This window comes from [Clostridium] scindens (assembly GCF_019597925.1).
In the GTDB taxonomy this organism is placed as follows: domain Bacteria; phylum Bacillota; class Clostridia; order Lachnospirales; family Lachnospiraceae; genus Clostridium_AP.
In genome coordinates this window covers 2,986,542-3,006,961 of the sequence record NZ_CP080442.1, presented here as the reverse complement: position 1 = coordinate 3,006,961, position 20,420 = coordinate 2,986,542, and the positions used below count along the sequence as shown (strand labels likewise).

The following is a 20,420-nucleotide window of genomic DNA, read 5'->3' as shown; positions in this document are numbered from 1 at the left end:
GGAATCTTTTTAGAGACAAAAAAGGCAGAAAAGACAGAATATTACATTAATTTGCTTGTTTGTTACAAAACTTTCGAGTATAATACAAAGTAATTAAATATACATTCAGGAGGGGATTTATATGAAATGGGGGAGAAGGCTGAAAAGGTCGGTCCTTGCCATAGGCTTGGGCTTATTTTTTGCTGTCCTTGGAAGCGGCAGCGTGGTACAGGCGCAAGAGCCGGATTACGGAACTATGTACATATTTTCAGGGGGAGAGATCAAAGGATTCCAGACAGCATATCTTAACAGCATTCCGGAGGAGAACGGTTATAAGTATGTAGATATCGTGATCCCGGATTCTATCAATGGGACAGCGGTAACCGCCATCGGGGACTCGGCGTTTCTGGGAAGCAAAAGCGAGTATGCCAATGTCAAAGTAAGGCATATTGATCTTTCGAATGCTGCGCATCTTATTGACATTAAGAAATGGGCATTCTATGCGTTTGGAAGCATGTATACGGAGATGGAGCCATGTACGCTGACATTTCCGCAGACGCTTGTGACCATCGGCAATAACGCGTTCTCCGGGCAGAAAACGCTTACGGGGTCTTTGGATATACCGGACAGCGTCACATTGATTGATGACAGCGCATTCATGGGATGCGGCTTTAACGGGACGCTTAAGCTTCCATCAAATCCGCAGTTTACGGAGATAAAGCAGCAGATTTTTAAAGACTGTTCTTTTACCGGGATATTGACCATACCCGAGGCAGTGACGGTGATCTCGTCGAATGGGAACTATGCCTTTTCAGGCAATCAATTTACGGAAGTGATTCTGAATAATAACATAACGAAGATTGGCGGCAGCGCGTTTAACAAATGCGAGCAGCTTTTGAAGGTCAGGGTTAGCGGGAAGCCGGATGACTATTCCGTGGTTCTCCCGGATGCTTTGACAGAACTTAAGAATATGGTCTTTCAGTACTGCAGCAGCCTGGAAGGATGCGTGAAACTTCCGGACGCGCTGGCCAGCATCGGATCGCAGATGTTCCAGGATACCAGGATTGGGACTATCTATATGCCGAATAACGAGAATGCGACCTATTCTTCTAATTTTTTACAAAGTACAACGGTCAATGCTGCTGTATTCCCAACGAAGGAATTGTATGATAAATATGCAGGCAGTTTTTCCAGTTCCAGCAGAAAATATTTCTCCTATCCGGTTACCGTGACTTATCTGGGAAAGGATGAAGCGGTTCTTGGAACCAGGGATGTTCTCTATAACCGCCCACTTAATTACCATGAGACGGAAAATGGCTGGGAAGAGCAGGCGGATTTTACATTCCCGGATACAGGGGAGAGTGAGGCTGGCTATGACACCGGCTTTAGCTTTACCAAAGGAGGGAAGGTTGCAGGACCTAAGGATTTGGTGACGGGTACTACGCTATATTTCTCCCAGTCCCTTTCCAAGCCGGAAGTAACGTTCCAGGAAGTCAAGAATAAGACGTATGATGGCAAGACGGAATATATCCGATGCGAGGCATCCCACCCGCTGGCAGGGGAGGATGGACAGTATGCCTTTCTCTACTGTGCGTTAAAAGGCGACAGTAATTCCTTCTTCTATGTCAGCGAAGAGCCTTTTGAGTATCCAATCACGGATGTAAAGGATTCTATGCGGTATGTGTGCTATGTGCAGATGTATGACCGGGCGCACCCGGAATACCAGGGGAAATGGAGTCAAAGCGCATGGTACGACTATTTCGCTACCTATGTGACGATCAGCAAGGCAGATCCTGTGGTTACCCCATCCTGCAAGGCGAAAGCGCTGGAAGGGACCAGAATGTCGGATATTTTGCTGGAATTATCCCAGGGAGATACGCCGGGGACGCTGTCCGTTGCTAATGCAGATGCGACGATCGGCCTCGGTGAGAACATACTCAGTTGGACTTTCGAGCCGGAAGACACTGATAACTATAATACAGGTAAGACCGGGCAGATAACGATTACCGGGGTAGAGAAGGCAGAGGCGCAGGATGTCAAAGACAGTATTGAGAAACTTCCGGATACCGTGGAGAGCGCGCAGGATGCAAGGGATGTCCTGAATGCATGGAAAGAGTATTCCAGTTTGGCTCCGGAAGAGAAAGAGGCTTTGGACCCGGCTTTAAAACACGATATTCTGCATAAGATCAGCCAGGTGCCCGGGGTAGAAGTAAAAGATGAGACGGCAGGCAGCACGGCCAAACTTATGGGCGGACAGGAAGAGAGGCTTCTGGGATGTATGACAGGCGAAGAGGCAGGCAAGCTTCTGGATGGCACGATTGAGAAATACGTGGTGGTGATCAATTCCAAGGAAGCACAGGATATTCAGGAAGAGATCTGGCAAAGCGTGGCGGGAGTTCTGGAAGACCATGAGTGCGGAGTGCATTATGATATTACGATGGAGAAGCAATTATATGAGAAAAGCGGCGATGCCGAGCCGGTTTTACGGGAGGCGGTTACACAACTTCCGCTGCCGATAAAAATCGCCTTTGCTGTTCCTGAGAATCTCAAGGCGCCGCAAGGGATGGCCAGGGAATATGCCATATTCAGGACACATGGACAAGAAGGAGGATTTTCTTCCGTCCGTCTGGAGACGGAATGCACAGAGGAGGCCATCTATGCAGAGACAGGCCAGTTCTCAATCTATACGCTGGCATATAAAGACCGCCAGGTGCCAGAAGAAGGCATTGCTCCAGGGAATACGCCGGGTGGACAGCAAGCAACCGGAACAGGCAGAGCGCCTGCCGCGGGCAAGGTGGCTGTCACAGGAGACGAAAGCCCGATGCTGCTGTATCTGGGATTGGTCATTTTGGCAGCAGTAATTATCATTGGAATTATCGTCTGGAATAAAAAGAATCGAAAACGATAGGATTAAGATTGTATAAATTTTCCTTTTTCCGGGTAAGATATATGGGAAGAATGAAATCGATGTATGGTAACGGCTATGGGCTGGATACATATATAAGTAATGAGAGAAAGGAGTATTCCACATGAGCCAGGTAATCATTCAATTCCAAAACCCGGATGAAGTAGTAGAATTTACAAATACAGTAGAACGCTTTCCATATAACATGGATATTCTGCGAGGCAGCAACTCGGTGGCAGATGCCAAATCCCTGCTGGGGATTATAGCGCTAGGTCTGGGCAACCGGTTGAAACTGCGAATATACAGTGAAGACTGCGATGAGATGCTGAAAGAAATCAGCAAGTATATCGTGGCGGCATAGCCAGAGGATGAATCAGAAGGCAGGGCGATGGCCCTGCCTTCTTTATATGGGACGGTTTTCGGCATCCAGCGTGTAGAACGTTATGGGAAGATGCCTTTCTTCCAGGAGTTTTGCAAAGACATCCATAAAAACGCCGGGCCTGTACTCCTTATCCAACTGGCAGGGGGCATCCTTGCCTCCAAGCTCGCCGCCCCAGTCGCCATCGTAGGTATAGTCTACTCCGCAGCTGGGACTGCCATTGATGCCGTAGACGCCCAGAATGTCGTAGCGGTCCGGATAGGCTGCGTATTCCTCCAGCTGCATAACGATCGGCAGCAGCATATTCCGGGCTTCCTGGCGAAAATGTGGCGTATCGAACTGGGAAGCGGCGTGGCCCCAGCGGTTACATCCATACAGGATGAATTCCGGGCAGGGCAGCTGGATAACTTCAATTCCTCGTTCCAATAATTCCCTCAGAAATGATCGCTTTTTTGTTCTTTCCTGCTCCATATCCGCAGCATCCTGATTGCGTAGTTTGGCAGCATCATTTAGAAAGCAATGGCTGACTATAACAATTTTCTGTTTCATGAGATACTCCTTATAGCACATGCATGTGCTGGCTGATTTTCATTTATCGACAGGACTATTGTACCAGTTCTTGAACCGGAAAGGCTATAGAAAAATATTATATAGTTCCCTATCTATTATAAATAATGATTGGAAAACTATGAGACCTGCTGATACGATTACAGCGTAGCAATGAAATATACAAAGGAATGGGGAATCACTATGAACAAAGAAATTTCTAACACAATGAAACTTATGATGTGCGGGCTTGCGATCGCCATTAATATTGTCCTAGGGATTGTAATGGCAATGATCAAGTTCCCGGTCTACCTGGATACCATCGGCACGATCTTCATCGCCATCTATTTTGGCCCATGGTATGGCGCTGCGGTTGGCGGTCTTACGAACTTTCTTACCGCGATCTTAAATGGAATGACGGACATGCCATTTATGCTGGTAAATATCGCAATCGGCCTGGTTATCGGATTTATTTTCCGCAAGGCGAGGTTTACGCTAGTCAATGTAGTGATCGCGGGAATCGCGGTTGGAATTATCGCTCCGATTATTGGTACGCCGATTGGAATCGCCGTATATGGAGGACTTACGGGAACGATTTCCGATGTGGCGGTTGTCTGGCTTAAGCAGAGTGGCGCAAGCATATTTGCCGCTTCTTTCCTTCCAAAACTTGCCAATAACCTGGTAGATAAGATTGGCTCATGCCTGATCATCTATCTTCTTATTAAGTCTATGCCGGCGACATTGAAACCAGCCTGCCTTCTGCAGAGAAAAGCAAAAGCATAGTTCCCTGCGCAGTTCAAATCCAACATTGCATTTTCTATAGAAAGATACTATAATTTTCTTATGTTTCACGATAGTATTTTTCAAAAAAGCAGAGGTATAGACGATGAAGAAAAGAGTTGTAGTTGCACTAGGACACCGTGCCCTTGGCACCACCCTGCCTGAGCAGAAGGAAGCGGTAAAGAAGACAGCAAAGATAATCGCAGATCTGATCATGAATGGCTGCCAGGTGGCAATCACACATAGCAATGCGCCCCAGGTAGGAATGATTCATACGGCTATGAATGAATTTGGCAAGGCGCATCAGGACTACACGGCGGCTCCTATGTCCGTATGCTCTGCCATGAGCCAGGGATACATTGGATATGACTTGCAGAATGGCATCCGGGAGGAACTTCTGAACCGCGGGATATACAGGACGGTCAGTACGATTCTTACCCAGGTGATTGTAGATCCTTATGATGAGGCATTCTATACGCCGACGAAAGTGCTGGGGCGCTATATGAATGCAGAAGAAGCCAATGAAGAGCGTAAGAAAGGCAATTATGTGGTGGAAGAGCCGGGAAAGGGATTCCGCCGCATCGTATCTGCGCCAAATCCGGTCAGCATTGTAGAAATTGATGCCATCAAAGCGCTTCTGGATGCCGATCAGATCGTTGTGGCCTGCGGAGGAGGAGGAATTCCGGTACTAAAGCAGGACAATCATCTAAAAGGCGCCAGCGCAGTCATCGAGAAGGATCTGACGGCCGGCAAGCTTGCGGAAGAGGTCGATGCGGACGAATTGATCATCCTGACCAGCGTTGAAAAGGTCAAGATCAATATGGGAAGGCCGCAGGAAGAGGAACTGGGCGAGATTACCATAGAACAGGCCAGGCAGTATATGGAAGAAGGCCATTTCGGCGAGTACAACATGCTTCCGAAGTTCAGCGCATCCGTATCATTTCTAGAGAAGCGGGAAGGAAGAAGGGCGCTGATTACGTCCTTTGACAAATTGAAAGATGCGCTGAAAGGCAGAACCGGTACCATTATAAAATAATGGACACGAGTAGAATTGGAAAAATAGGGCATACTACTTGAAAAATGCAAGGAGGAATGATCTATGAAAGCCAGAGTGAATGAAGGCTGTATCTCATGCGGGGCTTGCGTGGCAGCCTGCCCGGAAGTGTTCCGGTTTAATGATGACGGTGTTGCTGAAGCATACGCGGATGTAGCGCCAGAGTATGAAAGCGCGGCGACGGAGGCAAGGGACAGCTGTCCTGTATCCGTAATTGATATTGAAGAATAGGAAATCTGCCGGAGATGAAGCATTGATATGCTGCATCTCCGGTTTTTCTTGCGGAACTATTGACAAAATGGGCAAAATATAATATTATTGTACTAGTTTACTAGTACAATGAAACTACGTGACAAGGATGATGTGAGGAGAGAGCAATGATTGAGATTAAGCATTTAACCAAGGTGTATAAGCTGAATAAAAAGCAGATGGCCGAATCCAAGACGAAGAATTCGCTGAAGACAGCGGTGGATGATCTGAGCCTGAAGGCAGAAGAAGGGGAGATCTATGGGCTTCTGGGTCCCAACGGCGCGGGAAAGACTACGACTCTCAGGTGTATTGCCACATTGATAAAGCCTACCAGGGGAGAGATCTATGTGAATAGCCACGAGGTTCAGAAGGAACCGGAGTCGGTGCGCGAAAGTATCGGATTTTTGACCAGCGATATCAAGCTGGATGAGCAGTTTGATGTAGACTACATGTTCGGCTTCTTCGGAAGGTTGCATAATATACCGAAAGACAGGCTGGAAAAGCGCAAGGAAGAACTATTTTCCTATTTTGGAATCCAGGATTTTGCCCACAAGAAGATTAAGGAACTGTCTACAGGCATGAAGCAGAAGGCAGCCATTGCGGTCAGCCTGGTTCATGACCCGGATATTGTAATATTTGATGAGCCTACCAATGGCCTGGACATCGTTACGGCAAGAAGCGTGACGGATTATTTAAAGAAATTAAGAGATGATGGCAAACTGGTGATCGTCTCTACGCATATCATGTCCGAAGCAGAGAAACTCTGCGACCGGATAGGCATTATCATTGACGGGTATAAGGTCGCGGAAGGAACGCTGGAGCAGCTTCTGGAACAGACCAATGCGGCAGACTTGGAGGACGCGTTCTTCGAGTTCTACAAGTCAAGAAAGGGGGAAGAGTAGATGAGCGGAATTAAGCAGATATTCAACAAGGAGATGGCCAGAATATTTAAGGACAAGAAGATGGTGTTCTCCGTATTTCTTCTTCCAGTCTTGATTATGGTGGTCATCCTGTCGATCGTAAATGGGCTGGCATCCAACATGAAGGATGATATTGAATCCCATGTGGCTCAGGTATACATAGTGAATGAGCCCGAGGCGCTGAATGATATTCTGGATGCTTCTAAAGCGAAGTTCAAACTGAAGAGCATTGACGGCGCGAAAGAAATGAAGCAGGCCAAGAAAGAGATTCTGGATGGAGAGGCAGATCTGATTGTGGAATTCCCGGATAACTTCCAGCAGGAGATCGAAAACTATCAGGAAGGCAGCCAGATTCCTCAGGTCAAGACATACCAGAATCCGTCCGAAGATTATTCCAGGACAGCAGCAGACAATATGGACGCGGCGCTGGAAGCCTATCGGCAGTTCCTGCTGTCCCAGAGGGTGAGCGACATGGAACAGCTGACCGTATTCCAGATAAATTCAGACAATGATGAAATGTACATCCAGGATGAGAAGAAGGCCAGCGGCAAGGCAATCGGAACGATGCTCCCATATTTTATTACGATTCTTCTCTTTGCGGGGGCAATGGGAATTGGAACGGATATGATCGCGGGAGAAAAGGAGAGGGGTACTATGGCCAGCCTTCTGGTATCTCCGATCAAGAGAAGCTCCATCGTACTTGGCAAGGTATTCTCTCTGATGACGGTATCCGGCATTTCCTCATTGATCTATGTGATCGCCATGGTGATATGCGCGCCAATCATGATGGGCTATATGGGCGGCCTTGATAAGCTGAGCATCAGCTTAAGCCCGCAGCAGGGAATTATGCTCGGCGCGATGCTGGTGGCACTTTCCTTCCTTTATTCCAGCATTATTGCTCTGTTTTCGGTGTTTGCCAAGTCGACCAAAGAGGCAAGCACGTATGTGATGCCGGCCTATATGCTGGTGCTGATCGTAGGGCTGCTCACCATGTTTACGTCAGGAGAGCCCAGTCAGACGACCTATTTCATCCCATTTTACAATAATGCGCTGGTGCTGCAGGGAATCTTAAGCCAGGAGGTCACCATGTTCCAGTATGGAGTAACGCTGGCTGAGACGCTGGCGATAGGCGCAATCCTTCTTGGCGTCATTGTAAAAGCGTTTGAAAGCGAAAAAGTGATGTCCGCATAAGGCAAGTGACTGAGGTTCCGCATATACTATGTAGTAAGTAGTATATGCGGATTTTTAGATTGGTCCCATATGGATAAAAGGAGGTGCCGGCATGCGCCTGTGCGAACTGGAGAATAAAGAGGTAATTAATGCGTGCGACTGTAAGAAACTTGGATATGTTGTAGACCTGATCATTGATGAGTGCAAAGGATGCATCGAGGCCCTGGTCATTCCCAAGGGCGGAAAACTATGCGGCTTCTTCAGCGATGGGGCGGAATATATTATCCCGTACAAATGTATACGGAAGATTGGACCGGATATAATCCTTGTGGAAATCCATGAGGAGAGATGACCGAAAAAAGAATTAAAAGAGATTTGACTTCTGAATATTGAGCGGATATACTATATGTATTAAGAAAAGAAAGGATCAAGTCGAGATGAAGTGCCCATATTGTAATCATCCAGATACCAGAGTTATTGATTCCAGGCCAGCGGAAGATGGCAATTCCATACGCAGGCGCCGGTCATGCGATGTGTGTGGCAAAAGGTTTACGACCTACGAGAAGGTGGAGACGATTCCACTGATTATCATTAAGAAGGATAATAACCGGGAGCAGTATAATAGAAAGAAGATTGAGAATGGGGTTCTGCGCGCCTGCTATAAGAGGCCGGTATCTGCAGAAGACATCCAGCGTTCCATCGACAGCATAGAGACGAAGATATTCAGCCTGGAGGCAAAGGAGATTCCAAGCAGCAGGATAGGCGAGATCGTCATGGAAGAGTTAAAGGGGCTGGATGAGGTTGCATATGTAAGATTTGCATCCGTATACAGAGAGTTTAAGGACGTGAATACCTTTATGGATGAGTTGAAAAAGATATTGAAGTAGAATGTAAGAAGGTATTTGCTAAGCGGGCCATAAAGTGATAGAATAAAAGGGAGAAGCAAAAAAGAGTCGATTTGCTTCTTCCTTTTTCTTACATAATTTTGGGGAAACAGAAGATGCTTATAAAGAATACGATTTTTAGATTGGGTGAGATATATGAGAACGTACAAATTAACCATTGCTTATGATGGGAGCAGATATCAAGGGTGGCAGCGCCAGGCCACGACGGACAATACGATCCAGTTCGTGCTGGAGTGGAGCATCGGCAAATTAGTGGGATACCGCGTGCATGTGGATGGCTCCGGCAGGACGGACGCGGGCGTGCATGCCCGTGGCCAGGTTGCGAGCGTAAAACTTTCCAAACTCTATGATACAAAGGAACTGAAGGATTCGCTGAACCGCTACCTTCCGGAGGATATCCGGATTGTAAAAGTAGAACTTGTAAAGAACGGGTTCCATGCCCGCAAGAGCGCAAAAGGGAAAAAATATGAGTATTATATAGACTGCCGGGAGAAGCCGGATGTATTTTCGCGCCGCTACTGCTACCATTATCCGGAGAAGCTGGATATCGAGGCAATGAGGGATGCGGTGCAGTATCTCATCGGACCTAAAAATTTTACCAGTTTTACAGATGATAAGGAGTGCAAAGATCCAATCCGCCGTATTACCAATATCAAGATTGTCAGCACCGGCGAGAAGGTAAGGATCACTTATTATGGGACAGGCTTTCTCTACCATATGGTGCGTATCCTGACGGGAACTTTGCTGGAAATCGGTACCGGGAAGAGGGAAGCATCCATGCTGCCGGTGGTAATCGCCGCAGAAGACAGGAGCCTTGCAGGATTCCTTGCTCCGGCAAGAGGCCTTTTCCTACGTAAAGTGTATTATTAATAGAGAGCATACTATATATTTTGGAGGAAGATAGATGAAGTTTGTTTCATGGAATGTTAATGGAATCCGGGCCTGCGTGCAGAAAGGCTTTATGGATTTCTTTCAGGAGGCTGATGCGGATATTTTCTGCATCCAGGAATCGAAGATGCAGGAAGGCCAGCTGGAACTGGAGACTCCTGGCTATCATCAGTACTGGAATTACGCAAAGAAGAAAGGGTATTCAGGAACCGCCATATTCACAAAGCAAGAACCCATATCCGTATCTTACGGAATTGGAATCGAAGAGCATGACCAGGAAGGCCGCGTGATCACCCTGGAATTTGAAGATTATTATTTTATAACGGTATATACGCCCAACTCCCAGAATGAGCTGGCAAGGCTTCCCTATCGTATGCAGTGGGAGGATGACTTCCTTGCATATCTGAAAAAACTGGAAGAGGCAAAGCCTGTGATCTTCTGTGGGGACTTGAATGTGGCCCACAAGGAGATTGACCTAAAGAATCCGAAGACAAACCGCAAGAATGCTGGGTTTACAGATGAAGAGCGGGCTAAGTTTACTTCGCTGGTAGATGCCGGGTTCATTGATACGTTCCGGTATTTTTATCCGGATGCACAAGGGATCTATTCCTGGTGGTCTTACCGCTTTAGCGCCAGGGCCAAGAACGCAGGCTGGCGTATCGACTATTTCTGCGTATCAGAATCGCTGAAGGAGAGGCTGGTGGATGCGAAGATCCTGACGGATGTGATGGGGTCTGACCACTGTCCGATCGTATTGGAAATAAAATAAATGATAAGGCCGGCATCACTTAAGATGCCGGCTTTTTCAGCCTTGTATGAAGCTTACAGATACCCGCCGTCAATCCCGATCACCTGTCCCGTCATATAAGGAGACGCATTGGCGATATCCCAGATAATGCTTGCCACTTCATCGGTGGTACCGAACCTTCCCATCGGAATCTCTTCCTCCAGATCTTTTCGCTCTTCTATGGTAAGCCTCTGGTTCATTGCCGTATCAATGACTCCGCAGGCCACGGCATTTACCTGGATATTGCTGGGAGCCAGTTCCTTGGCGAGCGCCTTAGTAAGGCCGTTTACTCCTGCCTTGGAGGCAGAATACGCGGCTTCGCAGGAGGCGCCGGAGGTTCCCCACATGGAAGATACATTGATGATCTTGCCGGACTTCCTGGCTACCATAGGAGGGATGGCGTGTCGGCAGCAGTAGAAGACGGAAGACAGATTCGTCTGAATGATATGTTCCCACTCCGAATTGCTCATATCCGTAAGCAGTCCGATATAAGAAACGCCGGCATTATTGATCAGTACGTCCAGATAGCTGCATGTGCTGTAGATGCGCCGAAAGATCCGATCCGTCTCTTCCGGATTGCCCACATTGCCAAGCACGATATCGCAGGAGCCGTGATAAGTAGTTTCTATGGTATGCTTTACCTTGTTCAGATCAGAAACGGAAGTGCAGCAGTTTAGAAAAACATGATACCCTTTTGCCGCGAAATACAAGGCAGTGCTTTTTCCAATTCCCCTGGAAGCACCTGTAACCAGAACCGTTTTTTTATTCATCTATATTGCCCCCTGTCCGAGATTCTAAAATAATTATAAAATTCCCTTTTTCTACTTATTATTATATACCAGAATCATTGCTAATTAAAGTTCCAAGTGATATGATTTACATATGAGCCGCCATGCATATTTCGGGCGGCAATAAAAGTATAGGCGAGAAAGTAAAGACGAGAAAGAGGACGAGTATGTTATCAAAATTCAGTGTAAAAAGACCCTACACAGTAGTGGTGGGAGTGGTTCTGATTATTATCCTGGGAGTAGTCTCATTCGGCAATATGACGCTGGATCTGCTTCCCAGCATGAACCTGCCATATGCGATAGTAATGACCACCTATACCGGCGCAAGCCCGGAAGAGGTGGAAGAAGTCGTAACCAAGCCCGTCGAGCAGACGATGGCTGCGGTCAGCAATATCAAGACAATTCAGTCAATATCTAATGAAAATGCATCTACGGTCATATTGGAGTTCGAACAGACAACGAACATGGACTCCGTTACCATAGAGATGAGAGAAAGCCTGGATCAGATCCAGGGATTCTGGCCGGATGCAGTTTCGAATCCCATTATTATGAAATTAAATCCAGATATGATGCCTGTACTGATTGCTGCAGTCAGTGCCGGTGGAGATAATGCGGCCGAAACCAGCAAAGTGATCGAGGAAGAGGTTATTCCAGAAGTAGAAAGCGTAGAAGGGGTAGCTTCCGTCGCTGCTTCGGGAAGCATAGAGAATACGGTGGAGATTACCGTCAACGAGCAGAAGGTTACGGAATTAAATGATGATATTAAGGCAGAACTGGAAAAAAAGATAAATGAAGCCAAATCGGCCCTGGATGATGCCAAGGCGCAGGTGGAAAGTGGAAAGGCGGCCCTGGCGGCAGGTACTTCCCAGGCGTCACAGGGGCTTGCCCAGGCGGAGTCCCAGATATCTACAAAAAGCGAGGAGATTAAGCAGGCCCAGTTGGAGATCACGGAAAAAATGGCGGAGCTTAATGTGACTGAGACCCAGCTTAAGCAGAGCCTTGCTACCATACAGGCGGCAAAGGCAGCAGCCCAGGCCCAGCTGACGCAGTTGGAGACGGCGAAAGCAAGTTACGACCAGATCATTGCAGCGTTGCAAAGTCCAGATCTTACTACAGAGCAAAGAGAAGCATTGGAGGCGCAGAAGAACGAATTACAGCCAATCATTGATTCCTACGACACGAGTCATTCAACCTTGGAAACTACTATCCAGCAACTAACGCAGCAGGAAGCAGCGATTCAGCAAGGACTTGATCAGGTGGCTGCGGGAAAGGGACAGCTGGAATCTATCCAGGATCAAGTGAATAACGGAGCCATGACGCTGGCGCAGGCCAGAGGCCAGCTGGCATCCGGCCAGTTGGAGGCAGCAGTAGGCATCGGGGAAGGAACAGCCCAGCTTGCAGCAGGAGAAGCAGCAATCCAGATGCAGGAAGCACAGATGGAATCGGCACAGAGCCAGGCGGCGGGAAGCACGGATGTAAGCAGCATCCTGTCTGCGGATATGGTCAAGACGATTCTGGCCGCGGAGAACTTCAGCATGCCTGCGGGGTATGTGACGGAGGATGGAATTGATTACCTGGTCCGCGTCGGTGACAAGTTCAAAAGCATTGAAGACATCAAGGATCTAGTGCTGATCGACATGGAGGGCATTGATCCGGTCAAACTGTCGGATGTCGCGAATGTGGAACTGGTGAATAATTCGGATGAGACGTACGCGAAGATTAACGGCAAGCCCGGAGTCATGCTGAGCGTTCAGAAGCAGACCGGGTACTCTACCGGCGATGTGAGCAAGCGGGTGCTCGAGAAGCTGGAGAGTTTAAAAAAGGATAACGCGGGAATTAAGACGGTGACGCTGATGGATCAGGGCGTATATATTGACCTTATCGTCCATTCCGTACTGCAGAACCTGATCTATGGAGCCATATTGGCGGTGATCATCCTGCTGGTATTCTTAAAGAGCCTTCGTCCTACATTTGTTATTGCGTGCTCTATCCCGATCAGTATCATGACAGCGCTGGTTGCCATGTATTTCTCCGGGGTAACCCTGAACATCATATCCTTATCAGGGCTTGCGCTGGGCGTCGGTATGCTGGTGGATAACTCTATCGTCGTAATCGAGAACATATACCGCATGAGAAATGAAGAAGGCGCTTCCGCCAAAGAAGCGGCCATAGAAGGCGCAAGACAGGTAGGCGGGGCGATCATGGCCTCTACGCTGACGACGGTCTGCGTATTCCTGCCAATCGTGTTTACCAGTGGAATCACCAGGCAGTTGTTTGTAGACATGGGGCTTACCATCGCATACTCGCTTCTGGCCAGTCTGGCTGTGGCTCTGACTCTGGTTCCTATGATGTCCGCAGGATTGCTGAAGAAGACGGAAGATAAGGAGTCAAAAATATTCGCCAAGATCAGGCAGGGATATGGCAAACTGCTTGAAAAGGCGCTGCATAGGAAGCTTCTGGTACTGCTGGGGGCTCTGGCGCTGTTCATAGCAAGCATTGCATTGGCTCTGTCAAGAGGAACAGAATTCATGCCTCAGATGGAGAGCAACCAGATTGCTATGACGCTGGAGACGGAAGAGGGAAGCAGCCTTGACGATACAGCCAAGGTGGCGGATCAGGTAATGGACCGGATTGGTAAGATTGAGGATATCAAGGATATCGGCGGACTGGTATCTGCATCTGATATGATGGGGACGCAGACGGAATCGAATGTAATTGAATTCTACGCGATCACAAAGGACCATCCGTCCATGAACAATGAACAGCTTAAGAAAAAGATCGAAAGCGTAACAAAGGATATTGACGGCGAACTTACCGTAAATATGTCCAATATGGATATGAGCGCTCTTGGCAGTTCGGGGATTAATATTCAGATAAAGGGGAAAGATCTGGATAAGCTACAGAAAGTAGCAAATGATGTCAAGGGAATCGTAGAGAAGACAAAAGGAACTCAGAATGTACTGGATGGAACAGAAGACAATAACGAGGAACTGCGGGTCGTAGTGGATAAGACAAAGGCAACGCAGCATGGCCTTACGGTGGCTCAAGTATACCAGCAGCTGTATGGGAAACTCGCAGAAGCCCAGACGGCCACCACGTTGGCAACCGATACCAATGACTATGATGTCTATGTACTGGATGATGCTAACGAGAGCCTTAGCAGGGAGGATATCCGCAATCTGACCATCACTGCCGAGAAGCAGGATGGAACATCAGAAGATGTGAAACTGTCCGACATTGCCACATTTGAAGACGCCTCCGGCCTTAGAGCAATCAGCCGGAAGGATCAGAGCCGGTTCATGTCGGTTACGGCAGAGATTAAGGATGGGGATAATATCGGCCTGGTCAGCAGCCGGGTGAAGAAGGCGTTGAAATCCTACGACGCGCCGGAAGGATACGAGATAAAGATGACTGGAGAGGATGAGACCATCAACGAGGCGATGATAGAACTCTTTAAGATGCTGGCGCTGGCAATCGTATTTATGTACCTCATCATGGTGGCACAGTTCCAGTCTCTGCGCTCTCCGTTCATCGTTATGTTTACCGTGCCGCTGGCATTCACCGGAGGCCTTCTTGCGTTATGGATGTCGGGAATGGCAGTCAGCGTAATCGCGATGATCGGATTTGTAATGCTGTCAGGCATTATAGTCAATAACGGTATCGTATTTATTGACTATACCAACCAGTTGATTGCAGTCGGCATAGAAAAAGAAAAGGCGCTGGTAGAGGCAGGCAAGACCAGGCTTAGGCCAATCATCATGACGGCTCTTACAACAATCCTTGGCTTGTCAACCATGGCAATCGGCTTCGGAATGGGTGCGGATATGGTGCAGCCTATGGCAGTTGTTACCATTGGCGGATTGATATATGGAACTATATTAACCTTAGTAGTTGTTCCTTGTATCTTTGATCTGTTTCATAAAAAAGAAAAGGCAAGACTTCGTGAAGGTATTGAAGAAATCGAAACCACGTTGGATCAATAATGATAAGAGAGGTACATTATGATTGACAAAGCAATTGAATTTGCAACCAAGGCACACGAAGGACAATACAGGAAGGGAACCAAGAGGCCATACATTGTGCACCCGGTAGAAGTTGGGGATATCGTGGCGACAATGACCGACGACGAGGAAGTGATCAGCGCCGCAGTGCTGCATGACACGATCGAAGACTGCGAAGGCATTACTCAGAGAATTCTGGCTCAGGAATTCTCTGAGCGGGTGGCCTTTATGGTCGCCCAGGAAAGTGAAGATAAGTCAAAGACCTGGATGGAGCGAAAGCGTGCTACCATTGAGCATCTCCGCACAGCCCCCAGGGAAGTGCAGATGATAGGATTGGCGGACAAACTGTCTAATATGAGGGACATTGACAGGGACTATCCTGCAGAAGGGGAAAATCTATGGAACCGTTTTCGAATGAAGGACAAGGAGACCATTGGATGGTATTATAAGGGGATCCGGGATGTGCTGGCAGGCTCCTTTAAAGAGGTACCGGCATTCCGGGAATATTGCAGGCTGATTGCTAAGAATTTTGGCTAAGAGGCAGAAGGTTTGCGTTATAAGATAGGCAGAAGTGAAACAGGAGTGCGAAGATGATAATCAGTGCAAGCAGAAGGACAGATATTCCGGCTTTATATCCGGAGTGGTTCATTAACCGGCTAAAAGCCGGCGAGGTGTTGGTCCCAAATCCATATAACCGCAAGAAGATAAGCCGTATCCAGCTGTCGCCGGATACGATAGATTGTATTGCCTTTTGGACGAAGAATCCAGAACCTCTGATTCCCTATCTGAGTACGATCGACAAAATGGGATATTCCTATTATTTCCAGATGACGATTACGGATTATGAAGAGGATATTGAGGAAAACGTTCCCTGCACAGAGGAGTCCATGGCCACCTTCCTGCTGCTTAGCGAGCGCTTGGGAAAAGAGCGGGTGGACTGGAGGTTTGATCCTCTTCTGCTGACGGAGAAGTATTCCATATCTTATCATCTGGAGCGGTTTGAAATGATGTGCGAGTGGCTCCACAAGGCGACGACCAGATGCATCATAAGTTTTATCGATTCCTATAAGGACAGCCCGTATCTGGAGATGGAGCCGGAGGATATATTGGGACTGGCGGAAGGACTGGCGCGGATTGGCAGAAAATATGGCCTGCCGCTTTATACCTGTGCGGAAAAGATAGACTTAAGCAGATTGGGAATTCAGCATGGAGCCTGTATTGACAAAGAAAAGATCCACAGTCTGATCGGCTATAAGCTGGATCTTAAGAAGGATGCAGGACAGCGGCGGGAATGCGGCTGTGTTGAGAGTATAGATATCGGGATGTATGACACCTGCATCAACGGCTGCAAATATTGCTATGCGACAAGCGGCCTGGAAGGCGCCCGGCGGAGGATGCAGCAGCATAATCCACTTTCGCCGCTGCTGATTGGACAGCTCAAGGGCGATGAGACGATCACGGACCGAGAGGTGAAGTCCGACAAGGACAATCAGATTTCTTTGTTTGATTTGCCAGAAATGTATATGAAATTTTAGTGAATATGTAGAAATGATGATGGAAGGACGGAAACCGGTTGTTAAATACTTGACAACCGGTTTTGTTTTTGTTATTTTAGACTAAAGTACAAACTATAGTCTAAACGGATGACACAAAAAAGAGAGGTGGCAAAATGAGCCTGATCACGAGTATACAGAAATACTCTATCCATGACGGAGATGGTATCAGAACAACCGTTTTTTTCAAGGGATGCCAATTAAGATGCGTATGGTGCCATAATCCGGAAACCCAGAGTTATAAGAAACAGATGCTGTATGACGCAGAAAGATGTACGGGATGCAGGAACTGCGAGCCAGCCTGTCCGAACCAGGCGATTCGAGGCGAGGAAGGGAAGGTGTTCACGGATATGCGGCTCTGCGATGGCTGCGGCACATGCGTGGACTTTTGCAATCAGAATCTGAGAGAGATCGTAGGAAAAGAATACTCCGTAGATGAATTGGTAAAGGAATTAAAGAAAGATGAGATGTTCTATGAAGAGTCCGGCGGCGGTGTCACACTATCCGGTGGCGAGGTGATGACAGCGGATATGGCCTACGTAGAAGAACTGGCGAAAAAACTTTCCCGATATGGAATCACTGTAACGATTGATACTTGCGGCCAGGCGCCATATGAGAATTTTGCCCGGATACTGCCATACGTCGATACCTTCCTGTATGATATCAAAACGATGGATAGCCAGGTACATAAAAAGTATATGGGAACAGGGAATGAGACGATTCTTTCCAATCTGGAAAAATTAAGCGCGGCGGGCGCAAGAATCTATATCCGGATTCCCACCATCAAAGAGGTTAATGGAACGGATGAGGATATGAAAGCGATTATCAGATATCTTCAAGAGAAGAATATCCGGGTGGCCAATATTAATCTTCTGCCCTATCATAACACCGGCTCAGGAAAGTATGAGAAGATCGGAAGGACATACGAAGGAACAAATCTTCATGCACCGGAAAAAGAAGAAATGGAACATTTTGTAGAATTATTCAAAGAAGCGGGATTTCACAATATTAAAATAGGAGGTTAGCAGTATGGAAGAAAGAGGAATGAATGAACGGATCAGAAAACTGAGGAAACTAAGCCTGGAGACGCCGGCGCACATTGATATGGAACGGGCGAAGAGCATGACGGATACCTATGAGAAATATGAAGGAGCACTCTCCATACCGGAACTTCGTGCCCAGGTTCTGAAGGATTACTTTTCGACCAAGACTCTGTACATTGGCGAGGGAGAATTGGTTGTAGGAGAAAAGGGAGACTCTCCGCAAGCATCCCCGACGTTTCCGGAATTATGTTGCCATACCATGGAAGATATGCATGTAATGAACGACCGGGAACTTATCAGTTTTAAAGTAAAGGAAGAGGACTTTGAGATTCAGGAGAGGGTAATGATCCCATACTGGGATAAGAGATGCATCCGGAATAAAATACTCAGGCAGATGACGCCGGAGTGGAAGAAGGCATATGAGGCTGGGCTTTTTACTGAATTTATGGAGCAGAGGGGACCAGGGCATACGGTAGGTTCTGTGAAAATATATGAAAAAGGATTTCTGGACTACAAGCAGGACATCCAGGAGGCAATTGACCGGCTGGATTACTTCCATGATCCAGAAGCCCTGGATAAGAAGAACGAGTTGGAAGGCATGAAGATTGCCTGTGATGCTATTATGATTCTTGGAGAACGCTACGCTGCATACGCCAGGGAACTGGCAGAAAAAGAGAGCGATCCAAAACGCCGGGAAGAGTTGTTTCAAATCGCTGCCAACTGCGACGTCGTGCCAGCGCATAAGCCCCAGACTTACTGGCAGGCAATTCAGATGTACTGGTTCGTGCATTTGGGCGTGACGAGCGAGCTGAATCCTTGGGATGCATACAGCCCGGGTCGATTAGACCAGCACCTGAATCCATTTTATGAGCGGGATGTAGAATCGGGAATCCTGGATGATGAGAAGGCTTTGGAGTTACTGGAATGCCTGTGGGTAAAATTTAATAACCAGCCAGCGCCCCCGAAGGTTGGAATAACTTTGAAGGAAAGCAGTACCTATACGGATTTCGCCAATTTGAATACCGGAGGAATCGCGCCGAACGGAGAGAATGGCGTTAACAATGTAAGTTATCTGATATTGGACTGCATGGACGAAATGAAACTGCTCCAGCCAAGTTCCAATGTGCAGATCAGCAGAAAGACGCCGCAGAAGTTCTTAAAACGTGCCTGCGAGATTTCCCGCAAGGGGTGGGGACAGCCTGCTTTCTATAATACCGAGGCAATCGTGCAGGAACTTCTAAATGCCGGAAAATCCCTGGAAGACGCAAGGCGGGGAGGAACCAGCGGATGCGTGGAGACCGGGGCGTTTGGCAATGAAGCCTATATCCTGACCGGATATTTTAACATTCCGAAGATATTTGAACTGACCTTGAATAACGGCTACGACAAGATGACAGGCCAGCAGTTGGGACTGAAACTAGGGTATGCCACGGAGTTTGAAAGTTATGAAGAATTGTACGATGCATTTAAGAAGCAGATGAAGTACTTCATTGACATTAAAGTCCAGGGAAGCAACGTGATTGAGAAGATTTATGCGGAAGAGATGCCGGTACCGTTCCTTTCCATTATCACCAACGACTGCATTTCCAAAGGGAAAGATTACAATGGAGGTGGCGCAAGATACAATACCAAGTATCTGCAAGGCGTAGGAATCGGAACCATCACGGACTGCCTGGCATCAGTGAAGTATAATGTATATGAAAAGAAGAACTTCTCAATGAAAGAACTGATGCAGGCTCTGGATGATAATTTCGAAGGGCACGACAGAATCTTGAACCTTGTAAGCAACAAGACCCCTAAGTATGGAAATGATGACGAGTATGCAGACAGCATCATGAGGGATGTATTCGAATATTACAGGAGCCAGGTGACAGGGCGGCCGAACATGCTGGGAGGGACCTATCGTATTAATATGCTTCCTACTACCTGCCATGTATATTTCGGCGATGTAATGATGGCAAGCCCCAACGGACGTCTGGCCCACAAGCCGGTATCCGAGGGAATCTCTCCGGAAAAAGGCGCGGATACCAACGGGCCGACGGCAGTCGTAAAATCCTGTGCCAAGATGGATCATCTCCAGACAGGCGGAACGCTGCTGAACCAGAAGTTCACCCCAAGCGTAGTCGCAGGCGAAGAAGGGCTGAATCAGATGGCAAATCTGGTACGTACCTACTTTAACATGGACGGACACCACATACAGTTCAACGTCATAGACAAAGAAACCCTGATCCAGGCCCAGAAACATCCGGAAGACTACAAAGACCTGATCGTGCGTGTGGCCGGATATAGCGATCATTTCCACAATCTGAGCAAGGCGCTGCAAGATGAGATTATCGAAAGAACCGAGCAGTCGTTCAATTAGACACACCAGTTTTTTAATTTTGCGCACCAGTTTTTCAAATTGACACGTAACACTTTTTACTTTGACACGTAACATTTTTTAAAAATGTTACGTGTCAAAGTTTGCTTTTCC

The 20,420-nt window shown here is 47.5% G+C and carries 18 protein-coding genes; 16 read left to right on the top strand and 2 right to left on the bottom strand.

The genetic code is table 11. The annotated features are described in order from the left end of the window. Positions 1 to 121: 121 nt before the first annotated feature. Both K0036_RS14305 and K0036_RS14300 read left to right on the top strand, forming a co-directional pair. A complete protein-coding gene (locus K0036_RS14305; RefSeq protein WP_220430032.1) occupies positions 122 to 2,887 on the top strand; it encodes a leucine-rich repeat domain-containing protein in 2,766 nt (921 codons plus the stop codon). A gap of 121 nt (positions 2,888 to 3,008) precedes the next feature. After that, a complete protein-coding gene (locus K0036_RS14300) occupies positions 3,009 to 3,245 on the top strand; it encodes an HPr family phosphocarrier protein (protein ID WP_025642637.1) in 237 nt (78 codons plus the stop codon). Between the two features lie 42 nt (positions 3,246 to 3,287). Here the strand turns inward: K0036_RS14300 and K0036_RS14295 are convergent, their stop codons facing one another. Then, positions 3,288 to 3,812, bottom strand: a complete 525-nt coding sequence (locus K0036_RS14295) for a CD3072 family TudS-related putative desulfidase (protein ID WP_173693980.1) — start codon at positions 3,810 to 3,812, stop codon at positions 3,288 to 3,290. 201 nt (positions 3,813 to 4,013) lie between these two features. Here K0036_RS14295 and K0036_RS14290 point away from each other — a divergent pair, with 201 nt between their 5' ends. From K0036_RS14290 to K0036_RS14250, 9 genes are all read left to right on the top strand, one after another. Beyond that, on the top strand, positions 4,014 to 4,592 hold the full coding sequence (locus tag K0036_RS14290) for a CD3073 family putative ECF transporter S component (protein ID WP_173693979.1): 579 nt from the start codon (positions 4,014 to 4,016) through the stop codon (positions 4,590 to 4,592). Positions 4,593 to 4,695: 103 nt separating this feature from the next. Then, positions 4,696 to 5,625 carry a carbamate kinase gene (gene arcC / locus K0036_RS14285; protein WP_025642641.1) on the top strand — a complete coding sequence of 310 codons (930 nt, stop codon included), beginning with the start codon at positions 4,696 to 4,698 and terminating at the stop codon, positions 5,623 to 5,625. Between the two features lie 63 nt (positions 5,626 to 5,688). After that, the gene (locus K0036_RS14280) at positions 5,689 to 5,874 is read left to right on the top strand and encodes a ferredoxin (protein WP_004606892.1); all 186 of its coding nucleotides are present in this window, start codon (positions 5,689 to 5,691) and stop codon (positions 5,872 to 5,874) included. A 146-nt stretch (positions 5,875 to 6,020) separates the two neighbouring features. Next, a complete protein-coding gene (locus K0036_RS14275) occupies positions 6,021 to 6,794 on the top strand; it encodes an ABC transporter ATP-binding protein (RefSeq protein ID WP_220430031.1) in 774 nt (257 codons plus the stop codon). Further along, complete coding sequence (locus K0036_RS14270; RefSeq protein WP_025642645.1) at positions 6,795 to 8,003, top strand: ABC transporter permease; 1,209 nt, start codon at positions 6,795 to 6,797, stop codon at positions 8,001 to 8,003. A 91-nt stretch (positions 8,004 to 8,094) separates the two neighbouring features. After that, the gene (locus K0036_RS14265; RefSeq protein WP_025642647.1) at positions 8,095 to 8,334 is read left to right on the top strand and encodes a PRC-barrel domain-containing protein; all 240 of its coding nucleotides are present in this window, start codon (positions 8,095 to 8,097) and stop codon (positions 8,332 to 8,334) included. 85 nt (positions 8,335 to 8,419) lie between these two features. Then, positions 8,420 to 8,869 (top strand): transcriptional regulator NrdR, encoded by a 450-nt coding sequence (nrdR, locus tag K0036_RS14260; RefSeq protein ID WP_025642649.1) that lies wholly within the window; start codon positions 8,420 to 8,422, stop codon positions 8,867 to 8,869. A 153-nt stretch (positions 8,870 to 9,022) separates the two neighbouring features. Beyond that, positions 9,023 to 9,757, top strand: a complete 735-nt coding sequence (gene truA / locus K0036_RS14255) for a tRNA pseudouridine(38-40) synthase TruA (protein ID WP_025642650.1) — start codon at positions 9,023 to 9,025, stop codon at positions 9,755 to 9,757. A 34-nt stretch (positions 9,758 to 9,791) separates the two neighbouring features. Next, complete coding sequence (locus tag K0036_RS14250) at positions 9,792 to 10,544, top strand: exodeoxyribonuclease III (RefSeq protein ID WP_025642652.1); 753 nt, start codon at positions 9,792 to 9,794, stop codon at positions 10,542 to 10,544. Positions 10,545 to 10,597: 53 nt separating this feature from the next. Here K0036_RS14250 and ymfI read toward each other — a convergent pair whose 3' ends face one another. Next, positions 10,598 to 11,332, bottom strand: coding sequence for an elongation factor P 5-aminopentanone reductase (ymfI, locus tag K0036_RS14245; protein WP_025642653.1), 735 nt, complete (start codon positions 11,330 to 11,332; stop codon positions 10,598 to 10,600). A gap of 185 nt (positions 11,333 to 11,517) precedes the next feature. Here ymfI and K0036_RS14240 point away from each other — a divergent pair, with 185 nt between their 5' ends. The 5 genes from K0036_RS14240 to hypD all read left to right on the top strand — a co-directional run bounded on the left by K0036_RS14240 (position 11,518) and on the right by hypD (position 20,309). Continuing rightward, positions 11,518 to 15,333: an efflux RND transporter permease subunit gene (locus tag K0036_RS14240; protein WP_220430030.1), complete on the top strand. Its 3,816-nt coding sequence runs from the start codon at positions 11,518 to 11,520 to the stop codon at positions 15,331 to 15,333. Positions 15,334 to 15,351: 18 nt separating this feature from the next. Next, on the top strand, positions 15,352 to 15,888 hold the full coding sequence (locus K0036_RS14235; protein ID WP_025642656.1) for an HD domain-containing protein: 537 nt from the start codon (positions 15,352 to 15,354) through the stop codon (positions 15,886 to 15,888). A 53-nt stretch (positions 15,889 to 15,941) separates the two neighbouring features. After that, a complete protein-coding gene (locus K0036_RS14230) occupies positions 15,942 to 16,886 on the top strand; it encodes a DUF1848 domain-containing protein (protein ID WP_220430029.1) in 945 nt (314 codons plus the stop codon). Positions 16,887 to 17,020: 134 nt separating this feature from the next. Further along, positions 17,021 to 17,929, top strand: coding sequence for a trans-4-hydroxy-L-proline dehydratase activase (locus tag K0036_RS14225; protein WP_220430028.1), 909 nt, complete (start codon positions 17,021 to 17,023; stop codon positions 17,927 to 17,929). A 4-nt stretch (positions 17,930 to 17,933) separates the two neighbouring features. Next, the gene (gene hypD / locus K0036_RS14220) at positions 17,934 to 20,309 is read left to right on the top strand and encodes a trans-4-hydroxy-L-proline dehydratase (RefSeq protein ID WP_220430027.1); all 2,376 of its coding nucleotides are present in this window, start codon (positions 17,934 to 17,936) and stop codon (positions 20,307 to 20,309) included. Positions 20,310 to 20,420 lie beyond the last annotated feature (111 nt).

Bases quoted from the DNA above. Each gene is read 5' to 3' on its own strand.
- K0036_RS14280 (WP_004606892.1), top strand. From the start codon at position 5,689: ATGAAAGCCAGAGTGAATGAAGGCTGTATCTCATGCGGGGCTTGCGTG.
- K0036_RS14305 (WP_220430032.1), top strand. From the start codon at position 122: ATGAAATGGGGGAGAAGGCTGAAAAGGTCGGTCCTTGCCATAGGCTTG.
- arcC (WP_025642641.1), top strand. From the start codon at position 4,696: ATGAAGAAAAGAGTTGTAGTTGCACTAGGACACCGTGCCCTTGGCACC.
- K0036_RS14250 (WP_025642652.1), top strand. From the start codon at position 9,792: ATGAAGTTTGTTTCATGGAATGTTAATGGAATCCGGGCCTGCGTGCAG.
- K0036_RS14275 (WP_220430031.1), top strand. From the start codon at position 6,021: ATGATTGAGATTAAGCATTTAACCAAGGTGTATAAGCTGAATAAAAAG.
- K0036_RS14300 (WP_025642637.1), top strand. From the start codon at position 3,009: ATGAGCCAGGTAATCATTCAATTCCAAAACCCGGATGAAGTAGTAGAA.
- K0036_RS14235 (WP_025642656.1), top strand. From the start codon at position 15,352: ATGATTGACAAAGCAATTGAATTTGCAACCAAGGCACACGAAGGACAA.
- ymfI (WP_025642653.1), bottom strand. From the start codon at position 11,332: ATGAATAAAAAAACGGTTCTGGTTACAGGTGCTTCCAGGGGAATTGGA.
- hypD (WP_220430027.1), top strand. From the start codon at position 17,934: ATGGAAGAAAGAGGAATGAATGAACGGATCAGAAAACTGAGGAAACTA.
- nrdR (WP_025642649.1), top strand. From the start codon at position 8,420: ATGAAGTGCCCATATTGTAATCATCCAGATACCAGAGTTATTGATTCC.
- K0036_RS14225 (WP_220430028.1), top strand. From the start codon at position 17,021: ATGAGCCTGATCACGAGTATACAGAAATACTCTATCCATGACGGAGAT.
- K0036_RS14270 (WP_025642645.1), top strand. From the start codon at position 6,795: ATGAGCGGAATTAAGCAGATATTCAACAAGGAGATGGCCAGAATATTT.
- K0036_RS14290 (WP_173693979.1), top strand. From the start codon at position 4,014: ATGAACAAAGAAATTTCTAACACAATGAAACTTATGATGTGCGGGCTT.
- K0036_RS14265 (WP_025642647.1), top strand. From the start codon at position 8,095: ATGCGCCTGTGCGAACTGGAGAATAAAGAGGTAATTAATGCGTGCGAC.
- K0036_RS14230 (WP_220430029.1), top strand. From the start codon at position 15,942: ATGATAATCAGTGCAAGCAGAAGGACAGATATTCCGGCTTTATATCCG.
- K0036_RS14240 (WP_220430030.1), top strand. From the start codon at position 11,518: ATGTTATCAAAATTCAGTGTAAAAAGACCCTACACAGTAGTGGTGGGA.
- truA (WP_025642650.1), top strand. From the start codon at position 9,023: ATGAGAACGTACAAATTAACCATTGCTTATGATGGGAGCAGATATCAA.
- K0036_RS14295 (WP_173693980.1), bottom strand. From the start codon at position 3,812: ATGAAACAGAAAATTGTTATAGTCAGCCATTGCTTTCTAAATGATGCT.